The following is a 21101-nucleotide window of genomic DNA, read 5'->3' on the forward strand; positions in this document are numbered from 1 at the left end:
ACAGCAGAATGTAAAACCGCGAGAGCAGCGTTTTTCATCGCCAGTGGCGAGTGTTTATCTATGCAGGAACCCATCATCCCTGAAAATGAAGCGCAACGGCTCGCCTGTTTGCATTCATTGTGCATTCTGGATACGGAGCCGGAGCAGCGTTTTGACCGCATCACCAAACTGGCGGCCTCGCTGTTCAATACGCCCATCGCGCTGGTGTCGCTGGTGGACGCCGAGCGGCAGTGGTTCAAGTCGAGAGTAGGGCTGGACGCGACGGAAACTGGGCGCAACATCTCTTTCTGCGGCCACGCCATCCTGCAGCGGGAGGTGCTCTATGTGCCGAACGCCCTGAAAGACCCCCGTTTTTTCGATAACCCACTGGTCAGCGGTCCTCCTCATATTCGTTTTTACGCTGGCGTCCCGTTAAGTCTGGATGAGACGCATCGTCTTGGTACGCTTTGCCTGATTGATTTTCGTCCGCGCCGTTTCAGTAGGGAGCAATTGCAGCGTTTGCAGGATTTGGCCGGCTGGGTGGAAAGAGAGCTGCATATGCTGCGTCTGGCGGAACTCTCGCACCTGAACGCCCATCAGGAGGCCTATCTCACTTCCATTCTGCAGGCGGTTGTCGAAGGCATCGTGACGGTGAACGCTGAAGGCGTCATTGAAGCCGCCAATCAATCGATGAAGGAGATGCTGCGGGTCGCCAGCGAACCGCTGAAAGGCGCCCATATCTCTCGTTGGCTAAAGAATGACGGTCCGCTGTTGGACTTATTACAGCGGGGGCGGGACGAGGACGCTGATGTCAGGGATGGCGTCCATCGCCTGGAGGTGGAGCTGGTGCGAAGCAGCGGCGAGTCCTTTCCCGCCCAGCTCAGCTTTCGCCAGGTGGAAATGGATGGGGAGACGAAATGGGTTAGCAGCGTGGCGGATATTTCTGACCGTAAGCGCGCGGAAGTCATGAAAAAAGAGTTCGTGTCAGTGGTTAGTCATGAACTGCGCACGCCGCTGACATCCATCAAGGGCGCTTTGGGGTTGCTTTCCGCGACATTGGGGCCGGAGTTGAACGACCAGTCGGCGAAGTTGCTGACGATCGCCTCGAATAACAGTGAACGTCTGCTGGCGCTGGTGAACGATATTCTCGATGTCGAGAAGCTGGAGGCGGGCCATGTGGACATGGCGCTGGAAGAGACGGAGTTGCTGGTGGAGCTGGAGCAGGCGATGAGTCTCAATGGACCCTATGCGAGAGCCCGTAACGTAACATTGCACCTGGAACACGACGCAAGGAACGTGATTGTTGAGGTCGACAGGCGTCGATTTCAGCAAGTGATGAGCAACCTGATTTCGAATGCGGCGAAGTTCTCTCCAGCGCAAGGACAGGTAAGAGTTCGCAGCCGTCTGTCCGGTGGCGGAGAGGTGTTAATAGATGTTGTGGACGAAGGCGTGGGGATTAGCGAAATAGATCAGGCCCGCATCTTTGATAAGTTTTTTCAGGCGCAGCCTTCCGGCCGGCAGACGGTGGCGGGCACAGGGTTGGGGCTCAGTATTGTGCGGGCTCTGATGGAGCAGATGGGGGGCGGAGTGAGCGTGAAATCGCAATTGCATCAAGGTAGCTGCTTCACCATTCGCCTGCCCGCCCGGCGTCGGCAAGCCCGGGCTTGAAACCGGCTTTTAAGCCCGTGGCAGTCCAATCGCGAAGCGAACGCCGCGGGGAGTGTTGTCCACCTTGATGCGCGCCTGATGGAACTCGGCGATCAGTTTAACGATGACCAGCCCCAATCCCAGATGCAATTCCTGTCCACCGTCCTGGCGTACGCTCATAAATGGCGTAAACAGCTTTTCCTTAAGGTCTTCCGGAATGGGGTCGCCTTCGTTTTCAACGTAGATCCAGCGCTCCTGTTTAGTTTCTTCGACGCCGATGTAAATCGCGCCATCCGGTGCAGTAAAGTCTCTGGCGTTCTCCAGTAATTTGTCCACCGCCTGGGCGATCAGCTCGGCGGATACCTCCGCCACGATAGGCGTTTCCGGCAGCTCAAGCTCCAGTCGGCGCGGCTCCACAAGGGGCCGGTAAGACTGCTGCAGCTCACTGATAAGCTCACTCAAATCGAACGTTTCAAGGCTTTGTGACTGAATGGTGGCTTCCAGACGCGACGCCTGCCGCATGGCGGTGAGCAAGGCGCTGATGCGTTCAGCGCCAGCGCGGGCCCGCCCCAGGTACTCTTGCTTTTCCTGCTCATTGTCGGCGCTCTCCAGCAACTGCAAAGAGGAGCTGACGATAGCCAGAGGCGTGCGGCATTCGTGGGTCAGCTTGCTGGCGAAAGACTCCATATAATCGGAATAGCTGCGTAACTGGGTCAGCATTTCGCTGAAGCTGCGCGACAGGTCTCCCAGCTCATCCGGCAGGCGTGAAGCCTGGAAACGCCCGCTGAACTTGGTCTCCGTGTCCAGGGCGGAGACTATGCCTTTACTCAATTGAGTAATGCGCCAGGATAGCCAGGATGCATAGCCGAACAAGATGAGCATAATGACAAGCAGTAGCGCTACGGAGCCGCCGACAGCGGCGAATAGGGCGTCGTTGGCCACGGCGGCGATTTGCGGCGTGCGCTGCTCCAACTGCACCCAGCCCAGTAGCTTTCCAGTTTCGCTTCTAACGGGATAGCGGGTAACCAAGTTGGCGAGTTCGGATGCGGCGCTGGCGTCCCAGGTGGAGCGGGGAGCCTCTTCGGCTGGCGGCTGTGCTTCGGACGCTTGGGAGACGCCGTCCACAGCCCAGCGCAGCAGGCGTCGCATGGCCACTCGCCAGACATCATCCTGCATGACAATGTCGCGCATCAAATCATTGTCGTATTCCAGCAGCGTCGCGCCTTGTGCGTCGGACAGTCGCAAGCGCGTGAACTCAGGGGTCAGCTCCTGCGCTTTGTCAATCAAAGCCGGCGGGGCGAAATTCAACAGCATGGGCTCCTCGTCAGAGCCAAGCACATTCAGCGTATGGCGATTGAACACCCAGGCGGCGGACTTGTCTATGTCGACCCAGCGCAGACTGAAGCCGTCATGCAAGGAGGGGAGAGGGATGCGCAACTCCAGAATAAAACCGGCGCCGTCCTCCTGCCACATTCCATACACGCTGTTCCATGATCCCGCCAGACGGGCCTTGATTTGCCCCGGTCCTTCGGTTTCCAGCATCGTTACGGCTTTGCCGTCCGCAAGATAGCCAGTGATCAGTTCGAAATGGTCCGCCGGCTGGCTGCGGGCGCTCGGTTGGCGGTACTGAATCGAATCGTCATTGGCGGCGACCAGGAGATACAGGTCTTGCCCGTCAGTGGCGGCCTTGACTGTGCGAATGGCGTCCGGCTTGGGGACTGACAATGCAGGAATTTCCGCCCAGTCGTCCTGATAGCCGTCCAGATAAACAGGCGTATCGTATTGGCGCACGTTGAGAATGCGTCCGCCTATCGACGCTGGCGTCGGCCATTCCGGACGCAACAGGGAGGCGATAAAACCCGCCAGCTGGATATGATTCTGCTGCTGGGAGTCCCGCAAACTCTGTTCTATCTGCTTGGCGAACTGAACGACCGCCCACGGCAGCAACAGCATGACGCAGGCGATCAGGATAAGCTGGCGACGTAGTTTCATGCGTCAGCCTAAGGTTGTGTGGAATCCCAGCGGTATCCCATGCCGTAGGCGGTATTGATCGCCCGGAAGTCCGGGTCCACCGCCTGGAATTTTTTGCGGATGCGTTTGATATGCGAGGTGATGGTGCTGTCGTCGAGAACGGCGTTGGCGGCGTCCATCAATTGAGTGCGGTTTTTGACGTGCCCGGGGTGACGGGACAACGCATGCACGATCCAGAACTCGGTGACCGTCAGCATGATGGGTTCATCGTTCCAGAACGCCTGCATACGGTCGATGTTGAGCTTAAGCTGCCCACGGGTAATCAATTCGTCCTGCTTCTGATTGGCGGCCTGTAATGCGTCAAGGCGACGGAACAGGGCGACGATGCGGGTAAGCAGGTAGGGGATGCTGATGTCTTTAGTCAGATAATCGTCGGCGCCCAGGCGCAGTCCGGATATCTGATCGAATTCGCTGTCGCGGGCAGTCAGAAAAATGATTGGCACCTGTGAAGATAGAGACCGCACCTCCCGACATAATTCAAATCCGCCTTCTACATCAGAACCCAGACCCACATCAATAATCACCAGATCCGGCAGTTGCACGCGAAAGCGCTCCATGGCGGAGGGGCGTGAATCATAGGTTTCCACCTGGTAGCCGTGTTTTTTCAACGCTTCACTGTAATTGGCGCGGATCAGAGGCTCGTCTTCTACTAAGGCAATTCTGCGGGTCATTTCACACCTGTCGACAAAGAATGGCGCTATTAGAGCACGGCTGAATTTCTCTGCTCAAGAGATGCGGGACGCATTGCCACAATTCGTCATTTTTTGATCGATGCTTTGACGGTTTTTTAGCAGATAAACCGCTTAATTCTTGAGTGAAATGTAAAACGACTGCAACAAAACGGTTACTAAACTGACAGAAACAGTCTGAGTGTCCCGCAGTCGCTTAACCGGAACATCACTGCTGTACCCAAGAGGAGATACGCTATGAGCGAGAAACTTCAAAACGCCTCTAACCCGCCATCACAATCGAAAGCCATGCGTTATGGCTTGGCGCTGCTAACCTTCGCCGCGATTGTCTGCGCACAAAACCTTTGTTTCATGATCGACAACCAAATGATCTGATTAATACTGCGACAAGATGCACGAACGCTTTCCTGGAACTCAACCGCGCCCAGGTCATTGCGGTTGAGTTACCTCCCTTCCTGAGCTGTTCCAATTCTGGGGGATTTGTGTCCCACGCCTGCGCGGCTGGCCCCGTGAGACAGGGCCTGACATGTGCAGGCCCTGTCGTTGCAGACAAATAAAAGGAAATTATTCGTCTGTCTGATAACAACTATTACTGTAAGACGCAGGTGGATGCTCTACAACCTGTGACGGCTTTTAAGGCAGGTAGAGAAACCTGGGCGCAGGATGCCGGAGGAAGTTCTGGTGTGATATGTTCCAGGCATAGGCTCCAGCATAGGAAAAGAGCAGTAAGTCCCCAACCGCAAGGGATTTCAACTCCGCCTGTCTGGAAAAAACGTCTTTAGGCGTGCAGAGCTGCCCAACCAGGTTTATCTGCTCATTAATCAGCTCTGTATCGAGGCGGCGAGCAGTTCCTTTTAATACCGTCGCTGGGTGATCGTGTCCTTGGGCCGCCGGAGTTCGGAAGTGGTGTGTGCCGCCACGGGAAATGGCGAAAAACTCACCCAGATTCTGTTTGATGTCGATGACTTCTGATACATAGAACCCACAGGCTGCGGCGATATAGCGACCGAACTCAAAGCGAATAGTGAACTCCTCCATACCCTCCTTTGCTATCAGTGGCGCAAGCCCATGAGTAAAGGCTCGCCAGTCGAATTGTTTCTCTGGGTTGCGATAGTTAACTCCAATGCCCCCGCCAACATTCACATGTTGGATGTCCAGTCCAAAGCACTGCTTCCATGTGTGTATTTTTCGGAAGTAAGCTCCCAGCAGCGCCAGGTGCGCAGCGGCGTCTAATTGGTGAGATATAAGGTGAAAGTGGAATCCCCTGAGATTGATGGAGCGAAGAGACCTGATCCGCGCTAATACCTCATCCAGCTCGTTTTCGTCTAATCCGAAGGGAGTGGGGCGGCCGCCCATCGTCAACGTGGTTTGCGGCAACTCTTTGAGCGACAGATTAATTCTCAGAAGTATGTCGGCGACTTGCCCACGTTGCTCTGCGATGGCGGCAAGTCGCTCCAACTCAAGGCGACTCTCTACGTGCACCAGCTCGACGTTCTTCTCCAGAGCGGCGGTTAATTCGGACTCCAGCTTCCCTGGGCCCCCAAATATCAGAGGCATGTCGGGAAAATGCTCCCTGATCCAATCAACTTCGCCGCCGGATGCCGCTTCGAAGCCATGCACCAGACCTGCCAGGGCTTGAAGGATCGGCAATTCGGCATTGGCCTTAATTGCATAAAATAGTTCACACTGAGAGGGAAGTGTTTCGCGTAGGTTGAGAACATGGTTGCGAAGCGCCTCAAGGTCGAAAATGTAAGCGCATAATGGGTCGCTTTGGTTAGCTCTTAAAGTCGTAGCCGCGTTTTCGATTCTGGTGAGACTGGATTGGGTTAACTCATTGATCATACTCATTAGGATGCTTCCTCTATTTATCAAAGGCTACCCAAAGGGTGCGCTAACTCTACATATTGAGACTCTTTATCCGCACGCTTGAAAGCTCTGGTCAGCAGGTTGGTCTTATAAGGCTGAGGCTCGCCAGACAGTAACCGGTTAAGGTAGATCCAGGATTCTGAGCAGCCATAACGGGCGAGGTATGAAACGAGGTAGGTGCGTAGCTGTTGCCACAGGCCTTTCTCCAGGTGCGAGTCCCCGACGCTCAGGCAATGAATAGCCTGATAGAGGTTGTTGGCCAGCAGGCAATAAGCCACCCGCGACCATCCCTTTTCAGCATTATAAAATACAGAGGACATCGCACGTTCACTCATCCCGATAATAGAAACGCTCTCCCATTTTTCATCGACTAGTTTGGTTCCTTCAAGATCTCGAATCATGACTTCGGCTGGCAGGCCTCCGTCTAACGCTACGGTGACGTTTTGTAAATGCGGCTCAAACACAACGCCATGGTGGAAATAGCTGTACAGAACGGGTTGCAGTAACCGTTGCAGATAGGCGTCGAACCACGCCAGGGTGGCGTTGATTGTCGTGAGGCCTGTACGTGCGGCTAACTCTTGTACAAATCGGCGAACTGGGTATTCACCAGACCAGTCCAACTGAAACAGCGATGCGGCGACGACTGGCGTCAGCCCCTGATCCACATAGCTGTGTACACTGTCGCGGAACAGCAGACCAAAACCTTCGGTGAGTTGAATTTGATCTTCCTCCGTCAGGTCTGCAGGCTTGACGGAGACATAGGCAGGCTCCCATAAAAAGCCCGATCCTGGAAACCGCTCTGGCAGGTCTGCTAACACGGGCTGCAGGAAGCGGGTTAAACCTACTGCGCTTTCCAACTCGTAATAAGCGTTTTTGCGGATGCAATTGGTTAGTCTCACATTGAGGGAAAACTTCAGAAAATATGGATGTTCGGGGTGGTAAAGCGTTCTGACCGATGCTGTAGGAAAGTAGACAGGTCCCTGTAAGCCGAGCGGCTTGATGCGTGTGTCTGTGAGCATCTTCTGCATGGCTGGCAGTGTGCGTAGGTATCGAGCTTGCCAGGGGTGAGTCGGTAAGACAACGTAGCCTTCCGGGGCGGCAATGACTTGTGGAGAGAGTTTTTCGAACCAGTTTTCAAAATCGCCATCAAAAACGGCATCTGCAATGACGTCCTCACGTCTGACGGCAAAGTACTCCAGCTGGAAGGCCGCCCCTGTTTCCGGAGAGTATCGCCCTATCTCATCTTCTGTGAATCCGATTCGGCTTTTGGGCGTTGGATGATAGGGGTGCCCGAATGTTAGCGCCTGTTCTGAAACGATGTATCCATCAGCGCCGCTCCCCCAGTTTGGTTTCCTGGGTGAGTGTTCCAGCAGTCTCTCAATGGTTTCTGCACTGTTTCGAATCTGCCGGTAAAGTTCGACGTTGTAAGGTTGGGAGTATCGTTTTGCGAACAAGTCAAGGAGCCGGGAGGCCAGAGTCACGTGGTCCAGCGGGGCCCATGCCTGTCCTCTGAATTTTCCGAAAGGGGCGGACAGATACTTGAAGTTCAGGGTGATAGAAGCATTCGCCACCAGGATGGCAATACGGCCGCTGATTTCGGGTGCGCTGATCTCCAGTACTTTTAGTTCAGGGGTTTCCTGGGTGGTTGCGCGTTGGGATAATCCATGAGGCCAGTGATCGTCTTTCAGAGATAAAAGTCGTATCTCGCCAGCCGGAGCGGCCACTTCCCGGCAGTAACAATTGAGCAGGGCGTGGATAGAACGCTGCTGGGCCAGCTCGCGATTGGTTTGCGAGTAGAAGTGGCGGGTAAAAGTGTTTGGTTCAGGTAAGGCAAGTTCCATTAAGAGGACTCCATAAAGGGTTGTTTATTCGGAATTTTTTATATGATCATCCGTATTTTTGATCGCCGGTAATTGGCGCATAGAGACAGTGGTGAGAAGGATAAATCCAAGTGTAACGGTTGCACCGAGGGCTCCAATCCAAAACGGGGCGGTAAGACCTAAGGGCGCCATCACAATCCCCGCCGCCAAACCTGCGGTTACTCCCGCCCATTTGGAGGCGCTGTCCATAGAGCCGAAAAAGCGGCCGCTACTGTCTTCACAGGTCGCCATACTCATGAGTCGGTGCAAGCTGATAAAGCCCAGAGTCATCGCGATCCCCATAATGAGCCTGCCTGCCGCCAGCCAGGGCCATTCCGTGCATAGCGCTTGTAGTGGAAGCGCGATACTCAGAAGTAGCAGCGCCTGGATCAGCGTAGGGACGGGACTGCTTTGCGGCGTCATCCTGCTTAAAGGCCATGCCGCCAGTAGGTAAGCCAGGTGAGGCAGGCTGAACATCACTCCAGACCAGAACACGGAAATATCCAGGGACTGGCTGAACGGGATGAAGTAGGGAAAAGTTACAACAGTGCAGAATGCAAAGCTGAATTGCAGGAGATACAAGCGATTGCGGCTGATGGAACTCTGTCGCTCACACGGACTCTCGCCGTCGCTGGTCACTGCAGGGCGGTCTCCTTTTTCAGAACGGTCCGAGGTGGTGAGGGGTTCTGAAGCCAGCCACAACGCCAATGCTGCAACTAATGGCAGCGGCGTCAGGTACAGGTACATTTTTAGAGGATCGACCTGCGTCATCAGAAAGCCGAAAAGTACTGGCGCCACGACCATTGATGTCCTTGCGGACGCCTGCATTAATGTCAGGCAGCGCGCGAAGGTTTCTCCTGTCGCAATGGTGCTGAGATAGGCATTGGAGGCGGCAAAAGCCCCTCCCAAGGCTCCTTGAACAATCAGCGCGGCCACAAACCAGGCGATTGAGTCGGCCGTTCCGGCCATAAGGAAGCCAACTGCCAGCCCTAATTGCGCGCGCTGGAGGGAAAGTTTTTTCCCCCAACGGTCGGCGAACCTTCCCCACCAGGGGGCCGCCAGTGCAGTGCACAATGTGGGAGTAATATAAAGCCAGCCAATCAGATAGCCCGCGTCTACCTGCAGGCTGTCCGCCAGAATCAAACCGAAAAAAGGCGGCATTCCCAGCGCCGCCAGGGAAGCGGTGAAGTGGCAACCCAGCACCACTGCTATGCGGGTTCGTTGTGTTGCAGTCAATGGCCCCATTTCAATGTTCGCCAGCGTTGCTGCGTGGTTCCCTTGAGGTCAACAAAAAGTTAGGGGCGCTGCACCCGTAAAACTTATTGATATCGCTGGCGCCGGTGCTTTCCTTGCTTTCAAGGCTTCCGGCCCTTAGCAGATACTTCACTGGCAGACAGGTTTCCTCTAACAATATTCTGCGAGCGAACGTTACCTCAACCCCTTCCGCCTCAAGCGTATCCAGGCGCATCAAAATCTCTTCACGTAGAAAGCCATAGTAGTCCGGGCGATTGCCCAAGCCTCGGTCTACCAGTGCTTCGATTAACACGGCCAGATTAAGTTGCAGGGTGATGGTCACGAACATCTGCGCTAATGCGTTGTCGTCCGCGGCGATGATACGCTGGTCCTGCAGTTGCTCTGCGGCGCCAGCCAGAGAAGGAGAGGCGGATTGTAGCCGCTGGAGCATGATGCGAGGCGCATCGTTGTCCTTGAGCAGTAGACGCAAAGGCTGGCCAGTTTCAACCAGCACCATGCTGTTTTGCTGATTGGATTCCAGAGCCACCCCATACTTCAACCAAAGAGGGAGGTGAAGCGCCAGTGTAAGCCGGGCATAGGCTTTAAAGAAGTCTTCCGTTGTTAGTTTCATCTGGCGAGCCAGCACTTCCATCACGGTGAGTCCGTCAGCGCCTGCACCCGCCAGAGCGGCTACGCTGGATAAAGTTCCTCGCTGGGCCTGTATTGGGAAGCTACGTAGTATGTAGCCAAGGTCGGACGAGCCAGCAAAGCATCCTCCAGAGGATTCATCGGTAAACAGGACGTCATTATTTACTCCGCTTTCCCCAGCGATAAGAGCAGCCAGGATGCGCTGCATGAGCGCGCCATCATGAATCGTACTGGGTTTCACTGTACGAATATTTCGACCGCCCAATGTTCGCATTGGCATTGGCAGCTTGATATGACATGACGGATGGGAGGAAATAACCAGAGTTCTGACAGAGAGAGTAGGGCGTACGTTAAGCCAAGGTTTCGGCGCTCGAATGACTTTTTCACCAAGGCCGGATTGAGAGAGATAGACATCCAGCTGGGATTCCCACATAAGTGGGTGAACTGGCGCCAGCTGATGAGTCCCAGCCAGTTCGGAAGATAGACCTACATCAGAAAAACTCGGCCAAAAGTCAGGCGCTTCATTTTTCAGGTTATACATCTTTTGCCTTTCAACGGCGACCCATCGCAGCTCAAACTCTGGTTGAAACTCAGGCGCATAGGCGTGAAGATGTTGTGGCGTCAGGCCGGTTTTGGCCCGGGCGCTAGGGTAAAATGGGTGGTCAAGAAACGCCGCGACTCGATCCATAAAGAGTAAGCGGTCCCCCCAGCCTTCAAAATGGGGCCAAGCCTCTCCCTCATGCTTGAGATTCGCAAACCATCTGGATTTCTCCTGCTCGCATAACCTCCGATGTTCAATGGCGGTATCACATTCCTCAGAATATTGCTGATAGAGATGCGAGGCTTCTTCGCTGAGGCTTGAGGCTAGAATATGAAGTAATTCTCCACAGCCCGAAACGCTCCTGAATTCCCCGACGCCAGCTTGGTGAAAGATGACGCCGGACTCGCTACGTTTACACTGCATAAAAACAGCGTCCCGTACTAGTAACCACAATACTCCGTTATCGCCGCAGGGATGGCTAATCCAGGAAGCATCCCTGCTTACGTTGGTATTGCGAACCTGCAAGATTAACTCTTCCGGAGCCTGGTAAAAATCAGTCAACTCATTGTTATCCGCTAACCCGTCTACGTTCTCCCGCAGCATTGCGTCGAGAACTCGAATTAGCAGATAGCGTTCACACTCCTCCAGTGAGCGGTCGGAGCGAGTCGCATTGACTGCTTTGGTTGCGCTGCTTGTAATCATGGGCGCACCTCCCATGCATTACCTAGTTCACGGCTGTGCTCTAATATCAGGTCATCCAGTAGGGATCGACTTTCGCCATACACTTTCAAGACGCCCAGATAGTCTTTATTTGAATGGCTGATTCGGATGGTCGATCCAGCTTTCTGGATGGGGTGAAACTCAACGCAGGCGCTCTCCGTTTCTTTGCGGAAAGAAGGTGGCGCTGAAATCACGGCGCCGCTCTCCTGCGCAATCAGATATTTGATTACGGCATGCTTCTTTGACAGAGGCAGGGAAGGGAGGGGCTCTCCCAGATACAGACGGATAATCGTCTCAAACAGGGGGAAACCAATCATGTTGTTGAGCATCAGCTCGCGACCGTCGCCAATGCTGCGGTAGTTGATTTCAATGAGCCTGGGGCCCTGTTCAGTCAGTACGAACTCTGTATGGCAGGCGCCAAAATTGACGCCAAACGCCTTGATCTGGCGGAGCATTTCATCAAGTAGTTCGGAATCTGGCGACGGGTCCCACTCCGCGGCCGTTTCAAGGAAGTATGGCGGCTGTGACAGCTCTACCCTGAATCCTCCAAGCACACTCATTTGTTCGCCGTCGCCCAGGGTTTCCAGTGTCACCAACGGGCCTTCCAGATAACTTTCCAGAAGCAGGCTGTCACCATGACGTGTTCGCCAGAAGGCTTCACTGTACGCCTCCAGCTCTTGTGCGGTGCGAACCAGACCAACATTCATGCTGGCGACGCCTTCTCTAGGTTTGGCTACCAGTGGAAAAACAGCGTTTCTTGCGGCTTGCGCGATATCCTCGGCACTGACGGCTTCCTGATACCAAGGTGTTTCAATTCCGTTCTCTGAGCAGTGTCTGCGCATCGCCGCTTTATTTTTCGCGCGGTAGCAAACCTTCCAGTCTTTGCCGGGCAGCCCACAGTATTCCGCTGAAATCGCCGCCACTGTCTGTAGATGATCGCTGTTGCTAAATATCGCTTTGGGTTTAGGGCGGCGCTCAAGTAGTTGCAATACAGCCAGCGGGTTGAAGACGTCGCAGCCCAATACTTCGTCTGGATAGGCTTCCAGTCCGGGCTGGCTAAAATAGCGATTATGAGACTCAGGTTCGTCAGTCACGATGACGACCCGTAGTCCCAGCTTTTTCGCTGCAGGGATGAATCCAATATTAACGGCATCGGTGGATACATGAGTTAATATCATAATTTCGTTGAGCATAAGGGTCCTTTCTTCACTTTTCTTGACGCATAGCGTCTCTGGAGACCGATGCTGAGCATGGGTCTCGTTAGTGTTGAATCAGCTATCCACAGCTGAGGAAGCTTTGCTTTATCGCAAAGCGAAATTTTTATTGGAAGAGATGGGGAAGCTAAAAATCGACCTGCGCCGTCAGGCGATAAGATCTGCCCGCTCCAGGTAGTCTGCCGACCGGGCTGACATCGACTCCGCGGAAGTAATAATCTTCGTCAAACATATTGTTTACGCTGAACGCCAGATTGAGTGCGGCGTCGGGTCCCATTGCAATGTCTCTGGCGATTCTCATGTGTGACAGCATGTAAGAGGGCAGCTTGCCAGCAGCGCCATTATCTGTTTCATCTTCGGTATTGGCGGCGTCGCTATAGCTGGCGCCGGCATAGTGCAGGGCCAGGCTACCGCTCCAGGGGCCATTCTGATAGGCCATGTCGCCACTCAGGTGGTGACGTGGCGCGTTTGGGAGATGTTTGCCCTGGTTGTCACCGGCAAGCTGTTTCGTCTCCAGGTAGCTGTATGAAAGGCCGACGCTGAAGTTGGGGGCTGCCTGCCAGCGATTCTCAAGCTCAAAGCCCTGATGGCGCGTCTTCCCCAGGTTTTCGTAGATGTCGGCGGCTTTGTTGAACTGTATCTGGTCGCTGTAGTCGATCCGGAACAAGGTAGCGGATGTCCGCCAAGATTCAGTGACTTGAAAACGGCCCCCTAGTTCATGGTTCCAGGCTGTTTCGTTTGCTACATCGTTTTTCCTTGTTGCTTGAGCAATTTGCACAGGCGTCAGGGAGCGTTGCGTGTTGGCGAAAAGATATATCGCATCCGTGGCTTGATAGCCCACAGTCAAACCAGGAAGCCACTCTTTCGCCAAGTTGTCTTCACTGCTGTCGCTACGGATGTCTTTGAAGTCCATATCCACATGCTCGTAACGCAGTCCGGGAGTAATAATGAGGCGATTATCCATCAGACGAATGCTATCGCTGGCGTATACTGCAATAGCATTAGAGTCCAAAGACCAGTCACGCACGTTTGTATATTCACCGGTCGCCAATATCTCCCGATTAACGTCAAAATCCACTTTCTCTTTTACAAGACGGGCGCCAAATATCAGGGTATGGTCGCCCTGCTGGAGGGTAAGGCGCGGCTCAGTGCCGAATACGCTGAACTTTCTGGGAGAGTCCGCTACATGAGTGGAAGTGGAAGATGGATCAGACCAGGCTCCGCCAGACGCCAGATCCTGACCAAAGTAGAACGTGCGGTCCGCTCTATGGGCGAAATTACGCCACTGGAACTCCACTCTGTTGTTTGGAGTATAGGTCCAGGTCAGAGCGCCTCGGTACATATCGGCGTCAAACCTGTCGTGGGGCCGCTGCGATGTTGTTTTGTCTTGTTTAAAGGCTGTCGGAGATAAAGCGCCAGGAAGCTCGGCGTCAACGCTGTAATACTGTAACTGAGCTTTGAATGCGTGAGTGTCGTTGGGCAGAAACTCGGCATCGAGAATATAGTTTTCCACTTGGGTGTCCGAGTTGTCGCGGGCCCCATCCCCATTTATCACATTGGCCTGAAGCTGCATGGCCAGGGTATCGGACACCGCGCCTCCCGCTCGATACCAGGTGTCGGACAGCGCATTGCCGGTTCCGTCAAACAGAGTAAGGCTTTGGCGGATGCTTTGTTCTGCTTCATAGGGAATTGGGCGGGTGACCAGATTCAGAACGCCTCCCACATTATTGGGGCCGTAATGCACCGCCGCGCCGCCGCGCACCACATCGGCGGTAGTCAGCGAGGCCTGCGTTACTGGAAACAAGGAAACTCCGACATTGCTGTATGGACCAATCGCAACAGGGTAGCCATCCACGAGTATTTGCAGGCGCTCGCTACGTAGCGGATTCAACCCTCGCATGCCGATGTTGGGTAATATGCCTGTTCCTGTCTCGTCGAGTATCTGTACGCCGGGGACTGAACGTAGCGCATCCTCCAGGTTCGCCGCGCCGCGTTCATGAAGCTCCTCTTCCGTCACTACGGTGCGCCCGCCTGCATAAGCTTTTTCCGCCTCCCTGGTCGACGAACCCAACCACTCGCCGGTTACCGTAACCTCATCAAGGCGGGTGTGAGAATCCTTTGTTGATCTCGATTCGGAGTGACTGGAGCGAGCGGCGGAGAGGTCATCATTCGCATAAGAAGCTTGAATGCCTACTGATATTGAAAAGATCATCGTTATGCCGATGGCTTGAAGTGTCGAGTTCCTTTCGACAACGGGAGCGTGCCGCCCTGCCTGGGCGTCTTGATTGAGATAACTCAATGTAGTTCTCCAATTGTCTAACAGCTATATTTTTAAAAATGATAATCACTATCATTATTGGGGTGGAAATAGAGTGGGCTAGCGCTGATCAGCTGGCTCCCGCTGTTCAGTGAAGCCTTGCCGGTGCTCTTTTAATTTGCGAAACAGAAGACCCCGATCCTCACCGAGCAACATGGCTTTAACACCTTTATCCCGCCATTTATGGAAGTCGTCCTTGGTCCGGGGAAGGGCGCAGAAGGTAGTTCCGTGCTGAGCGCAGACGTCTGAAATTTCGTCGATGGCTGTTTGAACCTGCGGATGAGAAGGCTGTCCTGAAACCCCCAGAGATTGCGCAATGTCGATAGCGCCCTCAAGAATCCAGTCGATGCCGGCGGTGGCCGATATAGCGTGAATGTTGTCTACACCCACTTTGTCCTCAACCATGGCGACGACCAGGATTTCGCGGTTAGCTGAAGCTGTATACTCGGGCAGTGGTATCTGGCCAAAGCCTGTTGTTCGTCCTCCGGTGACCCCTCGAAACCCTTCGGGAGCGTAGCGACAGGCCTGAGCCAGGCGCCTGGCCTGATCTGCGTCGGCAATGCGGGGACAGACGATACCCATGGCGCCGGCGTCCAATGCGCGGCCGATCATATCCGAGTCTGAGGAGGGAACCCTTACAAGAGGCGTTGCGCCGCCGCATTCTGCGGCCCTTATAAGATCGGCGACGGTACTGGGGTCCACCATGAGGTGTTCCATATCGAGAATCACGAAGTCATAACCGGCGTAGCCGATCATCTCCGCCAGCCAGGGGGTTGGTACGGAATTCAGGACACCGTAGACAGTATCGCCTTTTTTGATTTTCGCTTTTAGAACATTCGGTTGCAGCACTGATCTCTCCATTTCTTAGTGAGCACTGCAATTTAATGCGAATGATTATCGTTTACAATAAGTAACGTGCAAAAAACTTAGGATATTAGACGTATGGATGAGTGCATGCGACAGATTGGTTTGCCGCTAAAGTCATCCCGTTCAACTGTGCCTTTAACTTTGAACACGCCTTTTAATAGGTCTGCGTTAAATACCTGGTCTGGAGAGCCTGAAGAGACGATGCGGCCATGTTGCATTGCGACAATCTGATCTGCGAAGCGAGCCGCGAGGTTTAGGTCATGCAGAGACATAATGATGGTCACGTTTTGGTTTTTATTCAGATCTTCCAGTAGCTCAAGAATTTCAAGCTGATGGCCGTAATCAAGGAAAGTCGTTGGTTCATCAAGCAGCAGGTATGGCGTTTTCTGTGCTAGAGCCATTGCGATCCAGGCGCGTTGTCTCTGCCCGCCGGATAATTCATGCAGCTTTCGGCTGGCCAAGTCGTCAAGTCGGGTAATATCCAGCGCCCAGTCGATGATATCGTTGTCCTTGGCGCTGGTAACACCGAGCAATCCTTGGTGAGGGTAGCGGCCGTATCTGACAAGCTCCCGTACGCTTAGCCCGGCTGGCGCGCCGGGATGTTGAGGCAGCAGGGAAATCCTTTTTGACAAGGAGCGACGAGGCCATTGTGAAAGTGGCTTATTATCCAGCTGGATTTCTCCCATGGAAGGTGGAATGAAATTCGCCATGGCTTTGAGAATCGTGCTTTTACCAGATCCATTCGGTCCGATCAGACAGGTTATCGCACCATGTGAGACCTGATAATTTAAGTTGTCGATTACGGACTTCCGCCCATACTTGATATGAATGTTTTCAGCATACAAGGTCATCGTGATTTTCCCTCTGAGAGAACCGGCTCACTCTGGTTGCCGTCGTAACACATACATAAAAAACGGGACGCCGATCAGTGCTGTGACGACGCCGACGGGTAATTCAAAGCCTGGCGAATTCATGCGAACCAGGCAGTCGGCCGCAACTACCAGTAGGGCTCCTAATAGCGCAGATAAAGGAATCAATCGACGCATATCAACTCCAGCCCATCGTCTCGCCACAGGGGGCGCCATCAGACCGATGAAACCAATAGGTCCAGCGACGCCTACGGCGCTGGCCGCGAGTACGGCGGCTAATCCTAATCCGAACTTGCGCGCCATCTTTACATCCAATCCCAGCCCTGTAGCGGACTGATCATCCAGCTGTATAAGGTTCATGAGTTTGCCTGCTGAAGGAAGAATAAAAAGCATCGCCAGACTCCATGGCCACAGAAGGGTGAGGTGTGTCCAGTCTCTACCGTATAACGTGCCGGCTAACCAAGAGAGCACGGTTTCAACGCTTGCCGCCCCCCAGCCCGCCAGTAGTCCGGTGACCAGCGCCGCGAGAATGGCGGACACGGCGACCCCACAGAGAATGAGGCGTAAAGGCGACGTTTCACTGAATATACTGAGTCTGAATACAAGCCATGCTGATAGCAGGCCGCCGCCGGTGGCCGCCCAGGGTAAGAGTTCAGGTCCGGACAAGGAGATGCCGATAAAGGTCATCGCGCCATTTCCTGTCGCCAGATAAACCCCAATAGCCGCTAGGCTGGCGCCGCCGGAAATACCAAGAATGTGCGAGTCTGCGAGAGGGTTTCGCAATACGGCTTGGAGCAAGGCGCCGGCCACTGCAAAATGAGCCCCCACCAGAATGCCTAGAAGTATCCGAGGAAGGCGAATATCGAATACGATAGCTTGAATGCTGCGCTCAACGCCTGAACAGTTTTGCAGGCAGCGCCAGATATGATGCGGAGATACCTCTGCTGTTCCGGTCAACAGACTGACGCCAATGGCGACGACCAATAGAAGGGTGGCCCCGGTGAGGACGAGCAAATATTCAGTGAAGATAAGGGAAGCGGCCCGCATTTCAGAGATAAGGGTCCGTTGAGCTTATATCCGCTGACGCAGGATTAAAAGAATGAATCCCCCGCCACCGATTAAAGCTGTGAATAACCCTAAAGGGACTTCCGCCGGAGCAAATATTGTCCTGGCCAAAAGATCCGATCCTGCGACAAGCCAGCTTCCAAGTATGGCTGACGCCAGTAGTAGGCTCCGTGAGTTTTCTCCAACCAACAGACGCGCCAGATGTGGAATGACCAGTCCGACGAATCCGACGGGCCCCGCCACTGCGATCACTTGTGCGGTTAATACGACGGCAAGTCCAGCAAGGAGCAGTCTCCATAGGGCGACTCTTGTCCCTAAAGATGCGGCGACTTCCTCACCAAGAGCCAGGGTGTTTAATGGTTTGACGCAAAAGCAGGCGGTGAAAAGTCCAATTACCGAGGTCATTGCAATGAGGTGCAGGTGGTCCCAGCCTCGTCCCACAAGTCCGCCCGCCAGCCAGAAAAACAGCTCGTCTGCTGAACTGCCGACGGATAGTAATACCGCCGTGACCAAGGCGCCACATAATGCGGTTGTGGCGACGCCGGCCAACGCCAGGCGAACAGGGTCGAGTCTGCCGTTCCAAGCCAGAAAAAATGTAGCGGCCGCTCCCAGCGATCCACCCGCCATGGCTACATAAGGGTTAAGGTTTGCAGGCGCCCATCCATACGCCATGGAAAGCACTACTGTAAGAGAGCCGCCTGCCATAACCCCTGTCAGGTTAGGTGATGCGAGAGGGTTCCTCGATACTTTCTGCATTAAAACGCCGGCCACGGCCAGATTGGCTCCGACCAGCGTCGCAAGCAGAGTTCTAGGTAAGCGCAGTTCAAATACCAACGTCTGCGCCAAAGGGGGCGCGCCCGCTCCAGGAAGGAGAGCAGCCAGGACATCTGCAGCCTCTAACTCAACTGCTCCCAGACGAAGACTGGCGCTGACAAGCATTAAGGTAAGCAGGCATATCCCGAGGAGATACAGCGGAATTAGCGGAATGCTGACAAACTGGAGTGGCCTCATCTTTTTGAGAGCAACGTATTCGCTTGAATGGCCTCAGGTAATGTCGGCTTTGGAAAAGTATCTGGATACAGAAGATAAGCCATTTCTTCCAGGATATAACGGCGCGCAATCGGGCCTGCGCCTTCCTTCCAGTGTTGCCCCACCTCGTACACCCGGCCATTAATGACCGCTGACAGGTAGTTCCAGATTGGGTTGTTCAGATAAGCGCGGTCTTGGGTGGAAGGAAAAACAAAGAGTACGTCGGGGTTCAGCGCCAATAGCCGCTCCAGACTTATTCTGTATCCAAGCGCGCTGTTGCTGGCGGGAGCGGCCCCAATCACATTACTTCCTTTCAGCTGCTGAAAAAGGGCTACTGGAAGAAAATGGTCGTAGTAGGCGAATGGCGCTTCACCGCTGGAGACCAGAAACGCTGCGCTTACCTGGCCTGGAGAGCGTTTATGGTATTGGCGGGTAAGAGCGATAAACTCTTCATTTAATTGCTGTCCCAGCTCTTCCCGGCCCAGTGCGCGACTCGTCTGTTGAACCATGCGCAGACTGTCTTCATAGGTCGTGGCGTCAAAGGCGAGATAAGGAGCAATATCCTCATACTGGCGCGAATATGACTCCGTATAGCGACGAATAGCGAGAATCATATCTGGCTGCAGTTGGGTAAGAAGCTCAAGATCACTCTTCGCTCTCGGGCCCAGGCTGACTGTCTTCGCCATAGATAATCCGAGATAGGAGGGAATCGGCTCAGAACCAAAAGTGGACGCTGATACAGGCGAAACCCCCAATGCAACCAATGTGTCTGCCGCGAAGGTGGATATGGCTGCAACTCTTTGCGGTGGGGAGGGGATGCTGACGCTTACCTTTCGATCGTCTTGAATTAAAGACGCTGCGGACGTGGACATGGCGAGCGCCCAAAGCATCCAAAGGGCGCTGAACTTCGAGATTCTGGCGAGCATACCGCGACTACCTGTTATCCGGGCGATAGGGGGAGTAAATGTTAATGATAATGATTAGCGTATGCAATAATGGGGTGGAGGCAGGGAATCGGGGCGCGCTGAATAAACGCCCTTACAGCCACTCATAGTCCGCCTCGTTCACCTTACGGGTGCGGCGACGATATTCCACTGTAAAGCCGGGCCAGAGCGTGGTGATTTTACCGCTTTTGGTTTGATACCAGCTCTGGCAGCCGGATTTCCATACGGAGCGCTGCAGGCGTTGCTGCAACGATTCGTTGAACAGTCTTTGCGCGCGGGAGCGCAGGTGAATCTGTTTGACTCCCAGTTCGCGGGCTTTGTTCATGGCGTCGAGAATGTAATTAACCTGCGACTCGATCATAAAGATCATGGAGCTATGACCGAGGCCGGAATTGGGGCCGACCACCATAAAGAAGTTGGGGAATCCGCTGATGGTGACGCCCAACATCGCTTCCGCGCCGTCTTCCCAGGCTTGATTGAGGCTGGCGCCACCGAGCCCGATGAGATCAAAAGGAATGACGGCTTCCGCCGCCTGGAAACCAGTGGCGAGGATAATGGCGTCGAAATCATGATTAACCCCGTCTTGGGTTCTGACGCCAGTCGCGGTGATGGCGTCGATGGGCGTGGTCTCCAGCGTGACGTCCTGACGCCCCAGCGCCTGATAATAGTCATTGGAGATCAGCACCCGCTTACAGCCCAGGGTGTATTGCGGCGTTAATTTGGCCCGCAACGCGGGGGCTGGCGTTTGACGCGCCAAGTGCGACAGCGCTTTTTTCTCCACCAGTTTCATGATGCCGGGATGCAGCACAAACCCCATGACGCGCCATTCCAACACCCAATAAATCACCTGACGACTCAGCCAGAGTAAGAAGGGATAGCGGCGGTATAACGACCTTTCCATTGGACTGATCATGCGATCCGGCTTGGGCAGTATCCAGGGCGGCGTGCGTTGGAATACGGTGGTATGGGCGGCCTGCGGCGCGATATTCGGCAGCAGCTGAATGGTGCTGGCGCCTGTGCCGATGACGCCGACCTTTTTAGCCGTCAGGTCGTAGCTGTGGTCCCAGCGGGCGGAATGAAAAAGCTTGCCTGTAAAGGACGATAGTCCTGGTATATCTGGTTGCGCCGGGCGGCTGAGCGCGCCGACGCCGGACACCAGGAAGCGTGCTTGCAACCAGCTTTCGCCGTTTACTTGTACGCGCCATTGATCCTCGGTCTCATCAAACTCCGCGCGGGTGACTTGTTGATTAAGACGAATAAAGGGCCGCAGGCCAAATTTGTCTGCGCACTGTTGCATGTAAGCCCAGATTTCCGGTTGCGAGGCGAACATACGGCTCCAGTCCGGATTGGGCGCGAAGGAAAAGGAATACAAATGGGAGGGAACGTCGCAGCCGGCGCCGGGGTAGGTGTTATCGCGCCAGGTCCCGCCAATGTCGTCGGCTTGTTCCAGAATTACAAAGTCTTCAATGCCGGCCTGCCTTAGCCGTATTCCCATGCAAAGTCCCGCAAAGCCAGATCCGATGATGATGACTTGGTGACGCGCCGCTTCGCTCATGAGCTACCCCCTGCGAAATATCTTTGTT

General features: G+C 54.3%; 16 protein-coding genes. 2 read left to right on the top strand and 14 right to left on the bottom strand.

The window, feature by feature from the left end:
• Positions 1 to 60 precede the first annotated feature (60 nt).
• Positions 61 to 1647, top strand: coding sequence for a GAF domain-containing sensor histidine kinase (locus AC2IBB_RS12810; RefSeq protein WP_486333227.1), 1587 nt, complete (start codon positions 61 to 63; stop codon positions 1645 to 1647).
• 9 nt (positions 1648 to 1656) lie between these two features.
• On the opposite strand, the gene pdsS is transcribed toward AC2IBB_RS12810, so the two are convergent.
• Positions 1657 to 3618, bottom strand: coding sequence for a proteobacterial dedicated sortase system histidine kinase (pdsS, locus tag AC2IBB_RS12815; protein WP_486333228.1), 1962 nt, complete (start codon positions 3616 to 3618; stop codon positions 1657 to 1659).
• Positions 3619 to 3626: 8 nt separating this feature from the next.
• Positions 3627 to 4328 (bottom strand): proteobacterial dedicated sortase system response regulator, encoded by a 702-nt coding sequence (gene pdsR, locus AC2IBB_RS12820; protein ID WP_486333229.1) that lies wholly within the window; start codon positions 4326 to 4328, stop codon positions 3627 to 3629.
• 255 nt (positions 4329 to 4583) lie between these two features.
• Here pdsR and AC2IBB_RS12825 point away from each other — a divergent pair, with 255 nt between their 5' ends.
• Positions 4584 to 4721, top strand: coding sequence for a hypothetical protein (locus tag AC2IBB_RS12825; protein WP_486333230.1), 138 nt, complete (start codon positions 4584 to 4586; stop codon positions 4719 to 4721).
• A gap of 258 nt (positions 4722 to 4979) precedes the next feature.
• Here the strand turns inward: AC2IBB_RS12825 and AC2IBB_RS12830 are convergent, their stop codons facing one another.
• The 12 genes from AC2IBB_RS12830 to AC2IBB_RS12885 all read right to left on the bottom strand — a co-directional run bounded on the left by AC2IBB_RS12830 (position 4980) and on the right by AC2IBB_RS12885 (position 21073).
• The gene (locus AC2IBB_RS12830; RefSeq protein ID WP_486333231.1) at positions 4980 to 6194 is read right to left on the bottom strand and encodes a type III PLP-dependent enzyme; all 1215 of its coding nucleotides are present in this window, start codon (positions 6192 to 6194) and stop codon (positions 4980 to 4982) included.
• Between the two features lie 20 nt (positions 6195 to 6214).
• On the bottom strand, positions 6215 to 8053 hold the full coding sequence (locus AC2IBB_RS12835) for an IucA/IucC family protein (protein WP_486333232.1): 1839 nt from the start codon (positions 8051 to 8053) through the stop codon (positions 6215 to 6217).
• Positions 8054 to 8077: 24 nt separating this feature from the next.
• Positions 8078 to 9316 carry an MFS transporter gene (locus tag AC2IBB_RS12840; RefSeq protein ID WP_486333233.1) on the bottom strand — a complete coding sequence of 413 codons (1239 nt, stop codon included), beginning with the start codon at positions 9314 to 9316 and terminating at the stop codon, positions 8078 to 8080.
• Position 9317: 1 nt separating this feature from the next.
• Positions 9318 to 11195, bottom strand: a complete 1878-nt coding sequence (locus AC2IBB_RS12845) for an IucA/IucC family protein (protein WP_486333234.1) — start codon at positions 11193 to 11195, stop codon at positions 9318 to 9320.
• Entirely contained in the window at positions 11192 to 12406 is a 1215-nt protein-coding gene (locus AC2IBB_RS12850; protein ID WP_486333235.1) for an ATP-grasp domain-containing protein, read from the bottom strand. Before AC2IBB_RS12850 ends, AC2IBB_RS12845 begins: the two co-directional genes overlap by 4 nt.
• A 148-nt stretch (positions 12407 to 12554) precedes the next feature.
• Positions 12555 to 14639 carry a TonB-dependent receptor family protein gene (locus AC2IBB_RS12855; RefSeq protein ID WP_486333236.1) on the bottom strand — a complete coding sequence of 695 codons (2085 nt, stop codon included), beginning with the start codon at positions 14637 to 14639 and terminating at the stop codon, positions 12555 to 12557.
• Between the two features lie 165 nt (positions 14640 to 14804).
• Complete coding sequence (locus AC2IBB_RS12860; protein ID WP_486333237.1) at positions 14805 to 15593, bottom strand: HpcH/HpaI aldolase family protein; 789 nt, start codon at positions 15591 to 15593, stop codon at positions 14805 to 14807.
• 77 nt (positions 15594 to 15670) lie between these two features.
• Positions 15671 to 16462, bottom strand: a complete 792-nt coding sequence (locus AC2IBB_RS12865; RefSeq protein ID WP_486333238.1) for an ABC transporter ATP-binding protein — start codon at positions 16460 to 16462, stop codon at positions 15671 to 15673.
• Positions 16463 to 16489: 27 nt separating this feature from the next.
• Positions 16490 to 17527: a FecCD family ABC transporter permease gene (locus AC2IBB_RS12870; protein WP_486333239.1), complete on the bottom strand. Its 1038-nt coding sequence runs from the start codon at positions 17525 to 17527 to the stop codon at positions 16490 to 16492.
• Between the two features lie 24 nt (positions 17528 to 17551).
• Entirely contained in the window at positions 17552 to 18556 is a 1005-nt protein-coding gene (locus AC2IBB_RS12875; RefSeq protein WP_486333240.1) for a FecCD family ABC transporter permease, read from the bottom strand.
• Complete coding sequence (locus tag AC2IBB_RS12880; protein WP_486333241.1) at positions 18553 to 19500, bottom strand: ABC transporter substrate-binding protein; 948 nt, start codon at positions 19498 to 19500, stop codon at positions 18553 to 18555. The genes AC2IBB_RS12875 and AC2IBB_RS12880 overlap by 4 nt, the downstream gene beginning before the upstream one ends.
• Positions 19501 to 19612: 112 nt before the next feature.
• Positions 19613 to 21073, bottom strand: a complete 1461-nt coding sequence (locus AC2IBB_RS12885) for a flavin-containing monooxygenase (RefSeq protein WP_486333242.1) — start codon at positions 21071 to 21073, stop codon at positions 19613 to 19615.
• Between the last annotated feature and the right edge of the window lie 28 nt (positions 21074 to 21101).

Source organism: Hahella sp. NS-SX17 (assembly GCF_057367735.1).